Here is a 15,913-nt window from a genome sequence, read left to right as displayed (position 1 = left end):
GATGGGGTAGAATCTCGGTCCGAATATAGCAGATTGTCAAATGATTGCAAGGTAATGGGCAAGAAAAAGCCCCGAACCTTGAGGCCGGGGCGATTTGCTTCGTTGAACAGTGCTACACTATCTCAATAAACCGCTCGATAGTGTACACCTCGAACACATCGGCGGCGGTGTAGTCCTGGGGCTCGTCGTCCCCCGTCATGGCCCACGATGAAGCATAGAAGGCCCCGCGCTTGTCGTCGCACAAAATGAATGTGCCAACGTGCGATGAGTACTGCCCAACCTCGCTCGGGTATTGAGCGAGGTCAGCTTCATTCCAGCGGTAAAGCCCGGTGTAGATAATCGGGGTGCCGTGCTCGATGCGTGCCCAATCCTCGCGGGCAACGGGGCGGGCTACAACGAAGCGGCCCGTGGTGGCCTCGTCTTCTTCATGGCGGCAGTCGGCCGATAGCGCGAGAATCTTGCACCCCTGCTCGTCGGGGGCAAGGGGGAAAGCGTTGTGGATGGCGGCGGGCAGCGGGGCCAAGTAGTTGCCGAAGGTGATGGCGGGGTTGTTGAAGTCTACGGGGGCGAAGTCGGCGGCGATGGTCAGGGTTTGCATCCTTTTCAGAGTTAACGCGGCCGCTTCGTTGCGGCGACATGACAAAGGTAGAAGAATGATTTAATTAAAGTATCAATTGATAACATAATTAGGCAAAAAAAGAGTGGCTTATATGTAAGTCACTCATTATTAGGTTAAATATTTTTGTTATCAGGTGATATGTTTTTGTAGCCATATGGTACGAGTACCTTATATATAGCATCTAGCTTGTGGGCCTGCGGGCTGCGGTTGCCGCGCAGCACATTGCCAAGGTCGCCGCGTAGCAAGCCCGCCGCTACGGAGATGGTACTTGCATTTATCGCGGGCATGGTAAGCAGCCACGCCTTTAGGTGGTTCACCTCAGTAGCTAGGTCGCGGCCCTCAGGTTGTGCCACGGGCGGGCGGCCTGGGCGACGAGGAAGGGGCTGGTCGGTCTGAATGGTCATGACGTAAATGTAACCATTTGATACGCTAATTAAGATATTGTCTGCGCATCATTTCACAGCTACCTGCGCCAACTCCCTACCTTGGCTCCCCGATGACCCTCTACCAATTCCGCGCCCTGCCCGACGAAGCGCAACTGGCGACCGTGCACGAAACGGGCACCTACCTGGCTACTCGCTGGGAGGGCCTGAACGAGTCGGTGCTGCTCTACCACCTGCCCAGCGGGGGGGGGGCCGAACTCAGCTACGACGTGGCGGCGAACCACATCACCCACCTGCGTGCTTTCGTCAGCTCGGCCCCGCTCGAAGATTACGCCCACTACATCACCCTGCCGGAAGAGCTCGATGAGTTGGAGGACTTGTAGGGGAGGCGGGCCAGCCGTTTAAAAGGCCAGCAGGTGATGCTCCCACAAGGCCCAGACCAACCCGGCCGCCGCCGTCCCGCTCATCAGGACGTAGACGACCCGCGACTGGCGGGCACGCAGGGCATTGAGGTGCGTACGTAGGGTGCGGAATTTCATGGCACGGGCAGGAGGCAATCCAGTAAACCGCCGCTCCGCCGGCAGGGTTGCGACGGGGACGTTATCAAATCGTTACGTCACGGATAAGCCCACCCATCGGGGCTTTTTTGTCGCTTGCCTCCATGAAACACCTGCTACTCCAGGCGGCCCTGCTCGCGTGCTCTTTCGCCGCGCCGGCCCAGACGCATCACCCGCGCACGACCCGCAAAACCGTCACCCACCACGCGGCGGCCAAAGTGAAGGTCAAGACCAAGCACACTACCGGGCCGGTGGTGTACTACTGCAACAGCGGCAATACGGTCAAGTACCACGCTTCGCCCGGCTGCCGGGGCCTCGCCCGGTGCGGGGCCAGCGTGGTCCCGATGAGCCTGGCTTCGGCCCAGCAGGCGATGGACCCGTGCAAGTGGTGCTACTAACAAAACGTTCACTAGCGGGCCTCTTTTGTGCTTGGGCCCTTGGCAACGAAGTAGGGGAGTAATGGCATCCCACTCTGAAGGACTAGGCTGGTTCTGGTGTGCTGCCTTGCTTACCATTGGTAAACACGGCTAAGAATATTCTCTCCAGCACAGGAATCATAAGCACGGTGCCAGTCAGTACAAAAGTGCCCATGGCGGGTTCATTCCAGTGTTCTTTAACCTTGTCAAAAGGGCCTTCCAATGCAAAAACCCATGCAGAGAATGCAATGGGAGAAATAATAGTCTGAAATAGTGGTTTCGGCTTGTTGGGCTCCTGCGTAAGGAACCACGTGTATAGCGGGGTCAGCGCCAGTAAAAAGTAATAGATAACCAATAAGAGCGGCCCATTTTTATTCTGAACGGCAGATGAGGTTGCAGTATAAGCCGTCACAATTTCGATAGGAATGTACTTGACGAGTTTTTGAAGGTAGCCATCTTCTTTAACGGTTGGGTCAGCCGCAACATCCTTTTCCGTATAAACCCTGGGGCGAGTTGCTTTGGTGTTTTTCATGGGTATTTGTTTGGATATTAATAATGTAACAATAAATAACTATTTAATTTTTTATACATCAGTGCTAGCACTGAACTTTCGCTCCTTTGGCACACGAAATGTGCTCGATAGCCGTTGAGCGCCAAACTCCTTTCCATGCGCTTCAAACTGCCTGCCCTGGCTCACGTCGTCGTCGAGCGACTCCACAACCGCCGCATCACCCTCCGCCGTTACGAGGCCGGCGGGGGCTACTACCTCATCCTGCAGAATTGCCTCAGCCGGCAGGACGCGGCCGAACATATTGCCACTAAAGCGGCGGATGACATGCCGAGCGAGTTGGTCCGGGGACGTATTCTCGTCACGCACCTGAAGCTGTCAAATGAAGCACTGGGCATGATTAGCCGACTCCACCAGCAGCACGAGCAGAGTGCGACCACGCGTCAGAAGGAACGCAGCCGGCGGCAGCAGATGATCGTGTCCCGGCTGGCCGCCCTGGAAGAGGCCGTGCTCAATGACGAGCTACATGCGCCGGTGCCGCCCGTGTCTCCTGCGCCAGCGGCTGCCAAGCCCGTGCACAAATCCCGCAAGTAGAAGGGAGGTACCCACGAAAAAGCCCCGACCAGTTGGCCAGGGCTTCGTTATGATGTGATGCCGTGCGGATGGTTACCGCTTAATCTGGATGTTCTGGCGTTCGACTACTTTACCATTACGTAATAGATGGACAGTATACAGGCCCTCAGGCAGCTTGGCGACCCGCAGGCGAACGTCTAAGGCATTCTCGCCGCGTTGCTCCAAGCGCAGGGTGCCATAGCTGTCGTATATCTGCACGGAAGTGAGGCCGTTGGCTGCGCGCCCTTTGCTGGCTGAATTCGACTCGTTCGTATGCACGACGACTTCATCGGCGGCCGGGTTTGGAGAGATGGCATACCGTTCGTAAGGATTTGGGTCACAGGGCGGATAGGTTACGTCAAATTGCTGCACCGGACTTGAGCCGCAGCTATTTGAGGCAACAATCGTAAAGGTGCCTCCTGGGGTCCAGGTTGCATTGCCCTGTACAAAGAACTTACTACTGTTGGGAACAGACGTACCCGCCCCAAGCGCACTCGGGCGAGGGCTGACATCGGTGCCGACCATGGTGTAGGTGTAGGCAGGATTGAAATTGGTAATGGTCATGTACACCCGTTGTAATTCACAAGGCACAGAACTCAAATCCCCTGATAATTGCGGTGTGGTTGGAAGTGCGCAGGGGCACGCAGCAACGGTAGTAGATGAAACAGATGTTGAACCATCCGGCAGGGTGACTGTGAGTGTATAGGTCGTCGTGACAGACGGACTTGCTATTGGATTGAGGCTAGTGGTGGCGTTGAGGCCCGCCGCAGGGCTCCACGAATAGGTCGCCCCTGGGATAGAGCATCCTTCCCCTATAGTAACACCCGTACCAGAACAGCTCGCTGGTGGACCAGCTGTGGGGATGCGGAACAACTCGACATCGTCCACCAAGAAGTACGTCCGTGCGATATCAGCACTTGTACCGCCGTTGGCGGTAAGAATTAAGCTATTTCGGTCGGATAAATTGCTGTTGAATAGGCCAATGGTTATGGTCTGGCTCCCGGCAGGCATAGTGAATTGTCCGGAGACGGGCGTCCATACCCCGACGTTTGCATTGGTGAGTGCAGTGGTGGTTAACACCCCATCCGCTCCGGTTGGCAGCAAGAAGTCATCGCTGCCGTTAACTGTCATGGAAGGCAATGCCCCATTGGAAAAAAGCATCCCAAACCCGCTCGTTACTCCCCTAGTGCTTACGTTGCCACCGCCACTTGTCCGTAAAGTGCCGCCGTTGCTCACCTGTACCTGGAAACTGGCATAATAGCGAGCCCCTGAGCTGAGGTTTGGCACTTGGGTACTGATGTATTCCGACACGCGACGATTGGCCGTTTCGTAGGTACCCAGACCCACGCTACCTCCTTGACCTCCAATAGGGGTGAATGTGGCATATATGCCACTGTTGGGAATGACTTGAGGGTTGCTCGGGCTGGCATTGCTGGCGTAATAATCTGGAGTGCCAGCAGTATTAGCAGAAAGCCATCCCGTCAATTGAGTCGGTATGATATCGTTGGGTGGTACCGCTCCATTGGCCACGGTGTAGCCGCCGCCCAAATTATTGATGCGCGTAGGCCCAGTGTTGTCTACCTGCGTTTCAAAATCGCCGTTGGTCAGCAGGTCGCAGGGACCGTTCCGTTGCGAGGTTGTCGTAGGCTGCTCTTGCAATTGCTGAACCTGATACGTGGCCGCGTATCGGCGGATTGTGTCTTGACTAACCGCTTGACGGGCAGACGGAAGATTGGAGCGCCGCGTCTGGGCCTGAGCAGGCAGTTGGCCAAGCAGGCCGGCCCCGAAGAGCAACAGACCGACAGAGGGGAGAGATAAGGAATGCTTCATAGGGTAGTCGGGTAAAGGGTGAAAAGGTGTGAAAAATGAATAAGCAAAGCTGCTCGCTATTCTTCACCCTAAAAAGGACTATATGGCCCTGGTTGCGACTAGGCCTATTTAATATATTGATAGAATAAAATGAAGGCATCACGCCATGGCGTTGCAGGCGGAGTGTTTTGTCATATGATTTCCAAGTAAAAAATGACATTTACTGCCTGCTGCTCCAAATAGGACAAGTAATAAATTAAATTAGGCCTACAAGAAAGCCCCGACTAACCGGCCGGACTTTGTTGTACTTGGATACACTCGTTTTTTTTCAAATTATTAGCGCTGGTAAGGCAATGTCACCGATTCGACTTTCCTGCTGAAAGAAGCGCCAACTCAGCACTTCACAATGGCTTTATCACCTTCTGCTATGGCAGAAATAATGATAGGGATAATGGAAAAATTATAGTCGCAAACAGGGGCGAACTGTCCTTGATAGATGAGTCATGTGCGGGTAAGATTTGTGAATACTTTTCACAAACCCCATTTGCCCTTATGAAAACAGCCCTACATTCAACCCTTGCTGCTTTGGCCCTCGGTTTAGGAGCATTTGGCACAGCATCCGCCCAAACCGGCCTAAACTTGGTTCCTAATGGTAGTTTCGAATCGCGCAATCATGAGCCTCAAGGGCAAAGGAATATCGCGCCAAATTCAGATTATGATGATTTGTCTAACTGGTTCAATGTCAGTAATACACCTGATTATTTGACCTCAACTACTCCTGTTCTTAGTTCAAACACCCAGTACAATACCGACGAAACCAACCCTGATGGGACGCCTCATCAATACGCGCCATTCTTTCCTCGTAGCGGGACAGGTTGTGCCAGTATCGTGTGCGACCCTCCTGGCGTGTCCACTTCCGAATTCATTGGCCAGCACCTGACGGGTTTGCTTGCTAGTCATGTCTATCAGGCCGATTTTTATGTATTAAGGCGGCCAACTACTACGTCTAAAAGCAAGGTGTCTTTGACAGTACACAGTGCAATGCCAACCAGAAACTACGCAGTAGGCACCATTTTGGCACCGACGCCTTATGCCAGCATTACTTCTGCAGATTATATCACTGATACTCATAATTGGACTCACGTCACGGGGACGTTTGTAGCACAAACAACGGACGCTTGGATTGCTATTGGTTTTGAAGGGTCGCCTATGGTATCTGACAATTCCTTAGAATTCGTCCGGTATTATCCCTACGGTGGGAGTGGGCCGGTTCAATATGTCATTGACGACGTGTCCATTGTAGACCAAGGGTGCCCCCCTACCAGTGGTAACGGTGGCACACTAGATTTGGCCACGGACTTTGGTCCAATGGCAGACCCGCAGAATCCAGGTTCTATAAATAACTACGATGACTACTGCTACTCGCAAACGTTCACATTCACAGTTCCGGAGGCATTTAGTCGATACGCCACCGGATTCCAGTGGTCAGTCAGTGGATACGATGTGACCAACACAAGCGAAGTGCGTAATTATACGGAAAACGGCGGTACGATGTCGTTCACGCCTGTTTCTACTTATCCTTACATCTACCGCAACGTAAACGTAACATGCAATATCAGCTACGGAAGCTGCCCTGCGGGCGCATGTTATCGTAGCCTGACTATTGCCAGTCAAGACGAGGATGGGAACCAGTGCGTAATGTATCGTGCGGCTCCTACACAAGAACCTATTGCCATTTACCCCAACCCTGCAACGGAACGAATTATGCTTTCTCAAAAGGTGGAGCAAGCCGAATTGCTTAATGGCTCAGGCAAAGTAGTCGTGCAACAGTTTGGCGCATCAACTAAACAAGGCTTAGATGTCCATTCTTTGCCCAATGGATTGTACATGTTACGTATCATCCAGCAAGGCAAAGTGTCTACACAGCGCATTCAGATTAGTCACTGATTCAGTTAGTCACTGATTCAGCGCAAGCAGGCATAAAGAAGCCCCGACCACTAGGTCGGGGCTTCTTTATTTCAATCAATCAGGGCTTTTACTCCACCATCAGCTTGCGATAGGTCGCCGCTCCATCGTGCACCAGGCGCACAGTGTAGAGCCCAGCCGCCAGCCCGGCCGTGGACACGTCCAGCGTGTGCGGCCCCGCGCCCTGCGCCTGTGCCGAAGCCAGCACCCGCACCGGACGGCCCACCTCGTCGAGCACGTCGGCGCTCACCGTAGCCGTCGCCTCCAAATAATAGGATACGGTCACCGGGCCACCAGCTACGGCCGGGTTGGGGAACACGTCCACCGGCAGCGACGCTTGGGCCGCCACGGTAGCCATGGCCGTGGCCCGGGTGTACCAGATGGGGGAAGTGACGATGCGGTCACCATCGGCCTGCACAATCACGGCGTAGTAGTAAGCCGTGCCCGTCGGGGCCGGGTCGGTGTAGCTCAGGGCCACGGCCCCGGCAGCTGCGGTGGCCACGCTCACGGCTTGCGTGCCCGAGCCCGGCACGCCGCGCATGAGCGTGATGCTGCTCACTGCCTCGTTGTCGGCATCGGCGTAGCCCACGGCCAGCGCGGCGGCGGCCGGTCCCCGGGCAATCGTGCCCATGGGCTGTCCGGCCAGGGTGAGCGTGACCTGGGCGTTCCAGTCGTCGGAGCCGTAGAAGCGGCGGGCACGCAGGGCCTGGAGCAGGTTGGCCTCGCTCAGCGACGGGGCCAGTACCACGAGCCGGCCATGGGTGGTGCGGCCGAAGGTGGTTTCGTGGTTGTCGTGGTCCAGGCTCATGCCCACGTGGTAGCCCTTGGCCAGCATCGTGCGGTAGGTGCTCTCGTAGCTCGTCCCCACAGTGTTGTACAGTGTCGAGGCCGAGGTGGCTGGCCCCGAGCGCAGGGGCACACCCACTAAGGCCGAGTCGGCGCGGGGGCTGAAGGCCGCGCTGCCGGCCAGGTTGCCGTAGTCGCCGCTCTGTGGGTGGGCGAACAGGGCAAAAGCCCCCGGCACCCGGTTAATCTGTCGCATCAGGCCTTGGTAATCATTTTTGGCCACGAACACGTTGTAGTTGCCAGCTTCCCAGCCGATGAGCTGGCTCATCCCGTAGACGAGCATGTGTCCCCCACCGCTGATGACACCCCATTCCGTGCCGTGCAGGGCGACGAAGGTGGGCGTAGTGGCCTGCGTGGCCTGGGCACGGCCCCGGGCGTAGTTGACCAAGTGCATACCGGCCTGGGCATGGTTGTGCTCCGAAAGGCCCAAAAAGTCGAAATGAAGCGAGGCGCTGGCAAACTGGTAGTCCTGCAGTGGCGTGCTTTTGCCCGAGCTGGTCGAGTCCTGGTTGCCGTCCGAGTAAGCCGAGTGGGCGTGCAGGTTGCCGTAGTAAAAATTGTAGGCGGGTGCTTGGGCGCGGGCCCCAGTGAAGGCCAGCAGGCCGCCGGCAAGGAACGTAAAGAATGAACGCATGGAATTAAATGGGTGGGAAACAAGGGGGACAAATCTACCGGCCGGCGGGTGATGGTTTGGTGAAAAGCTCGGCAATGCCGGGAAGATGCCCGGAAGTTTTACAGCAGGTAAAGCCTTTCTAACCATAGTGCTACATTGCCGCTATGGTTCTGAACCTGCGCCATTTTCCTCCCTGCCCTCATCCCGTTGCTCGCCCATCCATTGCGATTACCCATTGCGAAGTTGCCGGTGGACGGCACGGCGGCACGGCGGCACATAATGGGTCGCTTGCCGGCCAGTAGGGGGCGTGGCCTCTGAATCTGGCCCACCGGGTTTGGGGATTTCGGTTGCCCAAAGCCCCCGGCCTTCGCTGCGTGCCCCGCCTGGTCACACCTCTCACCTACATCATCAATTTCTATTTTCCCGATTTCCAGGACACAAAAAACCCGACCAGTGATGAGGGCCGGGCTTTCATTGAGGGTGAGGCGGGGTTATTGGCCGGAGCCCATTCCCATGTTGTAGCGATTGCGCCGGCTAAAGCCGCCTGCGCCCATATAAGGGTCGCCCGAATCGTAGCCCTGCGCGGGACCGCCGGAGCCTATGCGGGGCGTGTTCTGCGCGGGGTAGGAGTTGCGGGCCTGAGCGCCGAATGCGGCCATCGTCTGCACCCCTTTGTTGAGGTTCGTGGCGGCGGATTGCGTGAGTTATGTAGGGAACATTAACCGGTTACGCAGCGAGGTTTCGGCCGGGCTGCGTGGGTTTTCGGATGCGACTTTCGCAGTAGGCAATAAGCGAGGCACGCAGGTATTTGGGTTGTTTGGAGGTTTTTCCCTCGAACCGAACAATGATAATGGCATTCGGAAGCTCTCTCAATCGCTTCAGCGTATCGCCGGACTTGATGCCGGTTATTTGCAGCGCCTGCTTGGTGCTTACCCATTCACTTTGTCCCCGCTCGATTTGATTTACCCTCTTTTCAAGTGCTTGGATGTAGTCGATAAGAGGGGCGATGTGTTCCCAGAGGACTAGTTGAAGCGGAGTAGGTGGGTCGATTCCGAAGTTGATGATGTGTTGAGCCGGCGGCCGGCTAAAGTTGGGTACTTGCATGCTGTTGCCTTTGGTGAGATAAGCGGCAAAAGTATCCCATACTTTCTAAGTCGTGCCAATTTTGTTATTTGTAAATTGCTCACGCGTAGTGCATTGCATATTAATTGTGGCGCAATGTTGTACGCCCGTGTCAGGTGCTCGCCGGTTGGCAATTGAGAATAGGTAGGAACCTGAATATGCCAGCAGGGCCGGGCGGCTCTCGAAGGATGGGTACCGGGTCGAATGGTTCCGGTTGCCCGTTTGCCCCGGCCTCTCTCAGATACCCCGTCTGGTCGATTAGCGCACCTACACCACAATTTTATTTTTTCGATAACCAGTCTAGGGGACGGCCTCTTTTTTTGAGGACACTCCATCAGGGAGAACGGCCCCACTAGGTTTGTGTAGCGGACACTGGCCTTGTGGGAAGCACCCAGTTATTCCGGTGTGTCCACAGGGGTGGTGGCCACCGGCCCCTACAGCGTGCGCGTATTATACCATGCAAAGGAGTTCAGCTCATTTTACGCAGATTATCACATATAAAATATATAAATTAATAATAAATATCGTAAATTTCGCAACAGGCGATAGGTATTCAATCTCTATACTCTAGCACTATGGAAAATCAAGACTATGGCCAACTGCCAATGCTGCTGGTATTCTGCTACAAGCTGATTTCCATTGCAGCGGGAATATTTTGCCTGTTTCTTGGGTATCGATTATTTACCCAGCCATCGATGTTTAGGCCGGGACAATCGGCCGGCGGTGCGGCTGGAGAAGGGCCGGGCGGTTATAAATTGAGTATCACCAATGCAGCTCCAGGAACCTTCTTTGCCGTATTAGGCGCAGTTATTATTCTAGCTACTGTACTAAAAGGTTATACCGCTGGCGGACTCGAAGTAGAAGACGGGGGTGTTACATCCCAGCCAGTAACCAAGCCATCCGATAATAAGCCAGTCGTTCGACCAGAAAACAAATCAGTAGCCCCTCCAGCCGTAGCGACGCCTGACTCAGCCTCGTCGTTAGTAGTGCCCAGTCAAGCGCCTGTTAATGCATCTGAGCTTCCAATTATTCCCGTTCAACAACGCTCAAGACGCCGTACATCGCCTACTTATGGAGCTATTCGACCTAAGCACAGAGAAGAAAGATTTCCGGAAGTCAAAATTGTGTCTGAGCATACTTGGCAGGTTGGCATGAACCCCGCGCAGCAACTGTATACGCTTGAACGCAAGCAGTCAGCTACGGCCGAAGAATTGCCACTAAAACCGCTGCAAATACCTCCTTTAAGTGATGCAATTGCTGCCTTGCAAAAAGACAGGATGCTTAGACGATTGGACTCAATGAGTCAAGGCGCAATCACGGAAATAAAGTCATCTCCATTTCAGCAGACACCCGTAGACGAATACCAAAACCAAGTGAAAGCTCGGCAAGCTCGTATGCTTAAACGGGCTAGGGATAGGGATAGGGATAGGGACTTTCCTCAAACGTTCGGAAATAAGACGGAGTAAAGCTTTAAGCAATAACAATATATTGTTTGTCAACGTTTTGTGTTTCGTCGCCTACCGCCGCTGCTGGCGAATAAAGGCGGCTAACTCGGCATCCTTACAACCCGCCCAGTGGCCCACCATGTCCAACGTAAGGGATGCGGTTTCATCTGGGGTTAAATGGGCGTCTTTGTCTGCCATTTGGGGTAGTTATGAAATGTGAGCTGCCAAGCTACTCAAAGGCTTTTAAATAATATCAGCCCTCCTTGCTGCTTGCATGGCGGGGTCCAGTTCCAAGCCTTCCGCATCGAGGCTGCCCGCTTCATCTAGTAGGCTACGGCCATGGGCGATAGCATTTTCTAGTCCCATGACTAGCTCGAAGGCTTCTGCCTCGACCAATAGCGGAAGCATCTTTGCCGAGAAAGCCCGGCCTAGACAGAAAACGATATTGCCCACTGAACCCGCTGCAAGCATTGTAGCGCAAAACAAGGCGCATTGCTCGTCGGGTTTTTGCCAAGGTGGAAGCAGGAAAGCGTACAGGTGACAGGCACGGCGCATGATGGGCAGTAATTGAGGCTCTGAGAGGTAAAATAGTGGTGGGGTACTGTTGTTCATGTTGACATGATTTAGTCTTGGGTGTTGATTTGGTGGCAGCCTTCGCGGATTGCTCTGTAGTATTTGGCGGTTAATCCCAACCCGGCCAATGTGGGAGCCAAAGTGCGGCGGCCTCGGCGCACGGTTAGGGCCAAGAGGTCAGCGGCCACCAACTGCCGGATGTAGCTCCTGATTAGGGCCTCATTGGCAATGTTGGCGGCGTACACAGCGGCGGGTCGGGTGATTTTGCTTTGCTCGCGCCGGTAAACCACCAAGGCAAGGACAGGCAGAGCACCGCTTGGGACGTTGGCTTGCCTGGCGACTTTTCTACGCGCCTCGGCCTCAGCGGTAATCAATATCAGGGTGTTAGCCTCGGCGGTTAGGGGAGTGGTTTTCGGCACAGTGTCGCGTGGTGAGATGTTTGGTATTGGGAATTGAATTGCAGAAAAGAGATGGATAGCCTAGTCGTCGTTCGCATACACAACCACAGAATTTGCATCAGCCCATTTGAGGCCCGTCCCATATCCCACCATCCCGTTAGTATATGTTTTGGGACGGTGGGATTTGGGATGCCACCTACTTAAGCCAGGCGGCTGCGGGCGTGAGGTCATTGCCGGCTTCGGCCAGTTCCCGCACGCGGGTAAGGATGGCCGGCAGCCCCGCCAGTAGTGTCTTGGCAGCCGTAGCACGTTCGCGGGCATCAGCAATGGCTTGGTTAGTTTCACCCACCGTGAGCTTGCGCGGGTGCAAGTCGCGGTTACGCTTTGGGAAAGCCTCGTCGGGCTTGTACTGGTAGGCGGCCCGGTCTTCGGCCACGACGGCGGCCAGGTACGAGAGGTGATTCAGTACGTCAGTGGTGATAGCCGACAGCGGCGCGGCTTCGGTGTCGAGCAAATACCGCACAAGTTCGTAAGTGCTGGCCGTGGGCTTCTTCTTTCGGCACAGGTCGCGCAGCCCACCGAGAGGGGCAATGATGGAGTCCAACTCACTGCCGGCCGCAGCGATGCCGCCGAACTCGGCAAGGAGCTGCACACGCTCGGCATCGGTGGCGGTGCTACTCAGCAAGTCAGCAAGTTTGAGGTGGTAAGCGGCGGTCAGCGTATCTTCTGCCGCTGTCAGGGCTTGGGTAAGGGTGGTGGGGAGTTTGGGGGTATTGGTACGCATGGGTTTGAGGTTTGGGGTAAATGTGTTGATTCGATGGATGGGGTTGGGGTGTGCCCACTGGCACGGAGTTAAGCCGCATTTGATAGAAGCGTTGCTTGGCTAGGCTCAGCGGGGCGCGGGGGCAAATCGTCCCAGTTTGGCGGGTAGCCCTGCCATTCCCTCAGTAGCACATCGGCCACGTCCAGCCCAGCCGCTCTTTCTGCTTCGGTGGCGGTAGTTTCCAGTTCGGCTGACACACTGATGTTGAAACCTGCCGCTTGCAGCGAGATGGCTTTGGTCTGCCATTTCTCGTAGGCCCCGGCATCGGGGAAAAGCACAATGCGGCGACCCCGCAAAGGCTCCAGCCGTTCGGCCGTGAGGTAGCTCAGCCCCATCGTAGCCAGCCAAATAAAGCGTGGTGCGTAGGGCGTGGCGAGAATGGCAGTTTTAGCGGATTCCACCAGAGCCACCGGCATGTGCAGCGGGGCTGTGGTCAGTTGCGGCAAGCCAAACAGGCACGGGCTCTTTTGGGCGTGGGCAGCGTAATCGCTTAGCCAGGACGGGGCGGCCTCTCCGCGTTTGGTGTAGGCGGTGCTCAGGGCTGTGTGCGCCCAAGTGGTGTGCCGGTGCGGGGTCTTTACGGTGTGGCCTGTAGCATCATAGAGCACTACTTGCCCACCCCGCGCCCGGCCTTGTTCATCGAGCAGCCAGAATACACAAGCTCCCGGCCAGTGGGCAGAGGTGCCCAAGTGAAAGCGTTGAAGCAATTCGGCGGCTATGCCCCAACCAAAGTGCTCGCGCAATAGCACGGCCAAGGTATTGGCCTCGTAGTGTCCCAGTGAAGCGGCATATACATCGGCCGGGATGGTCAGCGCATCAACCGGGCAGGCAGCGAGCACGGCACGGCGCGGCGTTGGCAGTAGGGGTGACCATTGGGGCTCGTCGTTGCGTTCCGTGGCTGTGGCGTAGCTCAGTCCACCACCAGCCGGGCGGGAGTACGGGCTGAGCTTGTAGTTGCAGCTCACCTCGTGGTCGCACATGCCGTATATGTCGGGCAGTAGCTGACCCGTTTCGGTATCAACATAGGGCCGGAAGCAGTGCGGGCGGTCACAATTGGGGCAGGTAAGGCGGGACTTTTTTCCAGCCCAAGGCAAAGGAGTAAAACGTTCGTATGGCATTAATTGAAAGGGGAGGGTAGTAGGGTGAAAAGACGTTGGCACGTTGGCAAAGTCTTATATGGGGTCTGCCAATGTGCCAACGTTCCGGTAGTAGCAGCGTGGCAGTAAAGACGTTGGCAGACTGGAAAAGCGCCTATATGCTTTTGCCAACGTGCCAACGTCTTTGGGCATCAGTCGGCCCCGACGGGTGTCAGCGAATAGCGAGTTTCTTTCCCGTCTTTGGCTTTAGTCAACACACACTCGCAGCCAGCCATATTGGGCAGCTTTTCGGCAGTAGCGGCTAGCTCGGCTATCCTTTCACGAATGGTTCGGGCACTAGCTCCCAAGCGAGCCGCCAGGCGCTTTTCTAATTCACCAGAAGCCAACGGTCCAAACGCCAGCTCGGTGGCTAAGGCGGGTGCTAATTCGTTGGGTGTGGCCTTGGCGCGGCGGCTCGCGGTGGCTTGTGCCACAGCAGTTGCATCGGCCCGAATCAGTCCCTTCGTGGCCTCGTCATAGGCAACGTGAAAGGAGAGGCCAGGGCTACCATTGCGGCGCTTCAGATAGCGCATCTCTATCACGTCGGTGGCCTCGCCGTTGGCTTGCTTCATGTACGCCACCTGCAAGACGGTGCTGGCCTTGTTCTGAGCTTCGGTACCCAAATGGCCCCGTGCTTTCACCCCGCCAGGGTTCTCGTGAATGACGCAGAGAAACGTAACGTCCCGGCTATTGATAAACCGGTTGAGCATATCCACTAGCAGCAGGCTTTCCTTCTCATCGTTGAAGCTGGAAATGCAGTCGGTTAGAACGTCCAACACAATGACCAAATGGTTCTGATACTTGCCCCGGACGTATTCGAGGTACTGCCCCAGTGCCTTTAAGCGCTCAGCCCGGGGGATAGGCTCTAGGGTAATGAAGTCGAAGCAGGCCGGGTGCTCGTTGCGGGCGTACCCGGCGCGTTCCCGCATCTGCTGGATGGCGAAGGGGAAATCATCGCTCGCGTTCCGTTCCGTATCAACGTAGCAGAGCGTGTAAGATTGACCTTCCTCGCCGTGGCGGGCTAAGCCCACTGCATCGCATGCAGGAATCCCGGCTGCTATCATGACCGTGGCGAACAAAGCTGCTACACGGCTTTTATGGGAGCCGGTCTGGCCCTGAATCAAGTTGAGGGTGCGCGGCCAAATAACCGGTTCGTCATCTTGAAAAACCAAAGGCACGGCAAAGCGCACGGCCTCAGTGCTACGGTGCCGTAGCTTCTCGCGGTTTTCGAGTAGTTGCGGCACCCAATTGAACGGTGGGGGACTTGGCTTTGCCGTAGGGGGCTGCCAATTGTTTGCCGTTTGTGGCTGGTCGGCAAGTTGATTGAAATGAGCAAGCAGAGCAGGCTTATAGGTAGGGGCGGTGGTGCCTAGCATGTAGCGCCTCCTTTCTGCTTGCCCTTCATGGCAGCTTTGTGTTTCGGCGCGGACTTTACCACGGCCTCAATGGCTCCGAGCACACGGGCTATATCAGCGGCGCGGCGTTCGGCTTCGATAGCGTATTCGCCGGGCCGCACATAGTCTAACAGTGTTGCCTCAAGCTTCTCGTCAGTGATACCAAAGCGGCGGCAAACATTACGGAGGCCCTCGGGGCTAAACGCGAATAATTTCGCGTTTTCTTCTCGATTTATCGGTTCGATTGTGGTAACTTTGTCTTGCTGTCCAGGCAAAGAAAAAGCATTGTAAGGGTCAGAGCCACTCATGGTTACTGGCCCTTTTTGTTAGTGCCTCGCCCAGTTTTTTCGCTGCGTTGGTAGCCTTGCAGGGCGGCCAATACATCTGCCCGCTTTAAATAGGAACGGCTGCCCAGTTTGTGATACTTCAGTAGCCCGCGCCGCTTCCATTCGTGTACGGTTTGCACCGTTACGCCTAGCATTCCGGCCGCCTCTTGGATGCTTAGTAGCTCGTCGGCGGGCGGGGTGCCAGCAACGGGAGCAGCCGGGGCGGCGTTGTTGAATTCGTGGCGAAACATGGCCCGCACGTCTTCGAGTAGTTGGGCGTAATCAACGCCCACAGGGATAATTGCCTGCATTTGTATGTGTTCGCCGGGGAGTGCGCCGGTCGAGTTTTACAAAGCAAAAGCCCCTAT

Annotated in this window: 19 protein-coding genes; 5 read left to right on the top strand and 14 right to left on the bottom strand. The window is 55.7% G+C overall.

Going from position 1 to position 15,913, the window contains the following annotated elements; translation table 11 throughout:
- Window positions 1-112: 112 nt before the first annotated feature.
- Together AAFH49_RS10540 and AAFH49_RS10535 are read right to left on the bottom strand one after the other, a co-directional pair.
- Window positions 113-598: a hypothetical protein gene (locus AAFH49_RS10540; RefSeq protein WP_342297938.1), complete on the bottom strand. Its 486-nt coding sequence runs from the start codon at window positions 596-598 to the stop codon at window positions 113-115.
- A 134-nt stretch (window positions 599-732) separates the two neighbouring features.
- Window positions 733-1,023 carry a hypothetical protein gene (locus AAFH49_RS10535; protein ID WP_342297937.1) on the bottom strand — a complete coding sequence of 97 codons (291 nt, stop codon included), beginning with the start codon at window positions 1,021-1,023 and terminating at the stop codon, window positions 733-735.
- 92 nt (window positions 1,024-1,115) lie between these two features.
- Between AAFH49_RS10535 and AAFH49_RS10530 the strand changes: the two genes are divergently transcribed.
- The gene (locus AAFH49_RS10530; protein WP_342297935.1) at window positions 1,116-1,385 is read left to right on the top strand and encodes a hypothetical protein; all 270 of its coding nucleotides are present in this window, start codon (window positions 1,116-1,118) and stop codon (window positions 1,383-1,385) included.
- Between the two features lie 18 nt (window positions 1,386-1,403).
- Here AAFH49_RS10530 and AAFH49_RS10525 read toward each other — a convergent pair whose 3' ends face one another.
- On the bottom strand, window positions 1,404-1,541 hold the full coding sequence (locus AAFH49_RS10525; protein WP_342297933.1) for a hypothetical protein: 138 nt from the start codon (window positions 1,539-1,541) through the stop codon (window positions 1,404-1,406).
- Window positions 1,542-1,663: 122 nt separating this feature from the next.
- Between AAFH49_RS10525 and AAFH49_RS10520 the strand changes: the two genes are divergently transcribed.
- Window positions 1,664-1,957: a hypothetical protein gene (locus AAFH49_RS10520; RefSeq protein WP_342297931.1), complete on the top strand. Its 294-nt coding sequence runs from the start codon at window positions 1,664-1,666 to the stop codon at window positions 1,955-1,957.
- Between the two features lie 82 nt (window positions 1,958-2,039).
- Here the strand turns inward: AAFH49_RS10520 and AAFH49_RS10515 are convergent, their stop codons facing one another.
- Window positions 2,040-2,507: a hypothetical protein gene (locus tag AAFH49_RS10515; RefSeq protein ID WP_342297929.1), complete on the bottom strand. Its 468-nt coding sequence runs from the start codon at window positions 2,505-2,507 to the stop codon at window positions 2,040-2,042.
- 135 nt (window positions 2,508-2,642) lie between these two features.
- Here AAFH49_RS10515 and AAFH49_RS10510 point away from each other — a divergent pair, with 135 nt between their 5' ends.
- Window positions 2,643-3,077, top strand: a complete 435-nt coding sequence (locus tag AAFH49_RS10510) for a hypothetical protein (protein ID WP_342297928.1) — start codon at window positions 2,643-2,645, stop codon at window positions 3,075-3,077.
- A 72-nt stretch (window positions 3,078-3,149) separates the two neighbouring features.
- Here AAFH49_RS10510 and AAFH49_RS10505 read toward each other — a convergent pair whose 3' ends face one another.
- The gene (locus tag AAFH49_RS10505) at window positions 3,150-4,925 is read right to left on the bottom strand and encodes a T9SS type A sorting domain-containing protein (protein ID WP_342297926.1); all 1,776 of its coding nucleotides are present in this window, start codon (window positions 4,923-4,925) and stop codon (window positions 3,150-3,152) included.
- A gap of 531 nt (window positions 4,926-5,456) precedes the next feature.
- Between AAFH49_RS10505 and AAFH49_RS10500 the strand changes: the two genes are divergently transcribed.
- The gene (locus AAFH49_RS10500; RefSeq protein WP_342297924.1) at window positions 5,457-6,851 is read left to right on the top strand and encodes a T9SS type A sorting domain-containing protein; all 1,395 of its coding nucleotides are present in this window, start codon (window positions 5,457-5,459) and stop codon (window positions 6,849-6,851) included.
- 88 nt (window positions 6,852-6,939) lie between these two features.
- Here AAFH49_RS10500 and AAFH49_RS10495 read toward each other — a convergent pair whose 3' ends face one another.
- From AAFH49_RS10495 to AAFH49_RS10485, 3 genes are all read right to left on the bottom strand, one after another.
- Window positions 6,940-8,349, bottom strand: coding sequence for a T9SS type A sorting domain-containing protein (locus tag AAFH49_RS10495; protein ID WP_342297922.1), 1,410 nt, complete (start codon window positions 8,347-8,349; stop codon window positions 6,940-6,942).
- A gap of 470 nt (window positions 8,350-8,819) precedes the next feature.
- Window positions 8,820-8,987, bottom strand: coding sequence for a hypothetical protein (locus tag AAFH49_RS10490; protein ID WP_342297921.1), 168 nt, complete (start codon window positions 8,985-8,987; stop codon window positions 8,820-8,822).
- A gap of 67 nt (window positions 8,988-9,054) precedes the next feature.
- Window positions 9,055-9,432 (bottom strand): hypothetical protein, encoded by a 378-nt coding sequence (locus AAFH49_RS10485; RefSeq protein WP_342297919.1) that lies wholly within the window; start codon window positions 9,430-9,432, stop codon window positions 9,055-9,057.
- Window positions 9,433-10,025: 593 nt separating this feature from the next.
- On the opposite strand from AAFH49_RS10485, the gene AAFH49_RS10480 reads away from it, so the two are divergent.
- Window positions 10,026-10,916 carry a hypothetical protein gene (locus tag AAFH49_RS10480; RefSeq protein ID WP_342297917.1) on the top strand — a complete coding sequence of 297 codons (891 nt, stop codon included), beginning with the start codon at window positions 10,026-10,028 and terminating at the stop codon, window positions 10,914-10,916.
- A gap of 222 nt (window positions 10,917-11,138) precedes the next feature.
- Here the strand turns inward: AAFH49_RS10480 and AAFH49_RS10475 are convergent, their stop codons facing one another.
- From AAFH49_RS10475 to AAFH49_RS10450, 6 genes are all read right to left on the bottom strand, one after another.
- Window positions 11,139-11,507 (bottom strand): hypothetical protein, encoded by a 369-nt coding sequence (locus AAFH49_RS10475; protein ID WP_342297915.1) that lies wholly within the window; start codon window positions 11,505-11,507, stop codon window positions 11,139-11,141.
- An 11-nt stretch (window positions 11,508-11,518) separates the two neighbouring features.
- Window positions 11,519-11,887, bottom strand: a complete 369-nt coding sequence (locus AAFH49_RS10470; RefSeq protein WP_342297913.1) for a hypothetical protein — start codon at window positions 11,885-11,887, stop codon at window positions 11,519-11,521.
- 175 nt (window positions 11,888-12,062) lie between these two features.
- The gene (locus tag AAFH49_RS10465) at window positions 12,063-12,650 is read right to left on the bottom strand and encodes a hypothetical protein (protein WP_342297911.1); all 588 of its coding nucleotides are present in this window, start codon (window positions 12,648-12,650) and stop codon (window positions 12,063-12,065) included.
- Between the two features lie 68 nt (window positions 12,651-12,718).
- Window positions 12,719-13,807 (bottom strand): DUF6371 domain-containing protein, encoded by a 1,089-nt coding sequence (locus AAFH49_RS10460; RefSeq protein WP_342297910.1) that lies wholly within the window; start codon window positions 13,805-13,807, stop codon window positions 12,719-12,721.
- Between the two features lie 170 nt (window positions 13,808-13,977).
- Window positions 13,978-15,201 carry a hypothetical protein gene (locus AAFH49_RS10455; RefSeq protein WP_342297908.1) on the bottom strand — a complete coding sequence of 408 codons (1,224 nt, stop codon included), beginning with the start codon at window positions 15,199-15,201 and terminating at the stop codon, window positions 13,978-13,980.
- 328 nt (window positions 15,202-15,529) lie between these two features.
- Complete coding sequence (locus AAFH49_RS10450; protein ID WP_342297906.1) at window positions 15,530-15,856, bottom strand: helix-turn-helix domain-containing protein; 327 nt, start codon at window positions 15,854-15,856, stop codon at window positions 15,530-15,532.
- Window positions 15,857-15,913: the final 57 nt, after the last annotated feature.

This window comes from Hymenobacter segetis, from assembly GCF_038448715.1.
Lineage (GTDB): Bacteria > Bacteroidota > Bacteroidia > Cytophagales > Hymenobacteraceae > Hymenobacter > Hymenobacter segetis.
Note: the sequence above shows the minus strand (reverse complement) of the source record. Positions and strands in the feature narration are given on the sequence as shown.